2 protein-coding genes are annotated in these 1,096 nt (G+C 59.1%); one reads left to right on the top strand and one right to left on the bottom strand.

Features of this window, described 5'->3' with window-relative positions:
- On the top strand, nt 1–235 hold a 235-nt coding region (locus tag NKH52_RS35365), incomplete at its 5' end, for a hypothetical protein (RefSeq protein WP_352658199.1).
- A gap of 432 nt (nt 236–667) precedes the next feature.
- On the opposite strand, the gene NKH52_RS35360 is transcribed toward NKH52_RS35365, so the two are convergent.
- On the bottom strand, nt 668–1,096 hold a 429-nt coding region (locus tag NKH52_RS35360; protein ID WP_352658196.1), incomplete at its 5' end, for an aminotransferase class III-fold pyridoxal phosphate-dependent enzyme.

Genomic DNA, 1,096 nt, shown 5'->3' with positions numbered 1-1,096 from the left:
CGGCGCAAACGTCGCTGGCGAAATTGAATCCTCGTCTGCGTCCGCCGCCCTGCTCATTGCTCCGACCGATCGTTTCCGCCGAGCTAAACCACTTGGCGCGACACGATCCGATTACTGGTCGGATGCGTCAAATGCAGTCTTTGTATTATGGTCATCTAGCAGCGAGATGGCCCCGGGGGGACAATCGACCACAACAGTGACGCGATACGCAATCTTCAAGGGTGTTATCGAGTGATGCTAAGGGGTGAACTTCAAAAACTGCTGGAACGCACCCGTTTTGACCGGACAGGCAGCGTAGGCGATGACGCATAGGCTTGCGCCTATGTTTATAACTACGACTTCCGATCCGTTCTTGCATCCGCCGCGTGTTGAAGGGATCAACTCAGTGCAGCGCCGCACGACAACCGAGAAGGCCGCCTGGTCGATTCCCGAGATTAGAGTACGAGCGCCTGCCTAAAGGGGACATTTCATCCGAACAAATTCAAACACAGGTACCAGGCGCAACGTCGTCCTTCCGCCCCGGGCGAAGGCGCGATCGGAAATCGCATGATCCAAAGGGCCGTGTAGCTGACGTTTCAGCCAGCGGAAGAAACCGGCAACAGAGCAGCCGGCGTCGTCGCCGATCGCGCTTTGGCGAGATCGCGCTGATGTGCTTGGCAAACGCGACTCATGCCACTTGACCGACCCGGGAATTGGCAGCAGCGGCGCCGTCGAGTGCCGAACGAATGCCGTCGACTAACGCGTCGATCTCTCTTTCGGTGATTATGTAGGGGGGGCAGATTGCAAGCACATCTCCCATGTTGCGGATCATGACGCCGTGCTCGCGGCATCGCCGTTCGACATCGGCTCCTATTCTTCGATCAGGCTCAAAAGCGCGACGAGCGGCACGGTCCTCGACAATCTGAATCCCCGCGATGAAACCTTGGCCGCGAACCTCGCCCACGATCGGGTGGTCGCCCAGGACTTCGGCGAGCGCTCCATGCAGGTAATCTCCGAGACGGCGTGCCTGGCTCACGAGATCGATCTCGCGGTAGATCCTGATCGCCTCGGCGGCGACGGCGGCTGTCACCGGATGGCCGGAATAGGTGAAACCGTG

Origin of the sequence: Mesorhizobium sp. M1066 (genome assembly GCF_040318635.1) — a bacterium.
GTDB lineage: Bacteria > Pseudomonadota > Alphaproteobacteria > Rhizobiales > Rhizobiaceae > Mesorhizobium.
The sequence above is the reverse complement of the archived record's forward strand: the minus strand, read 5'-3'. Positions and strand labels throughout refer to the sequence as shown.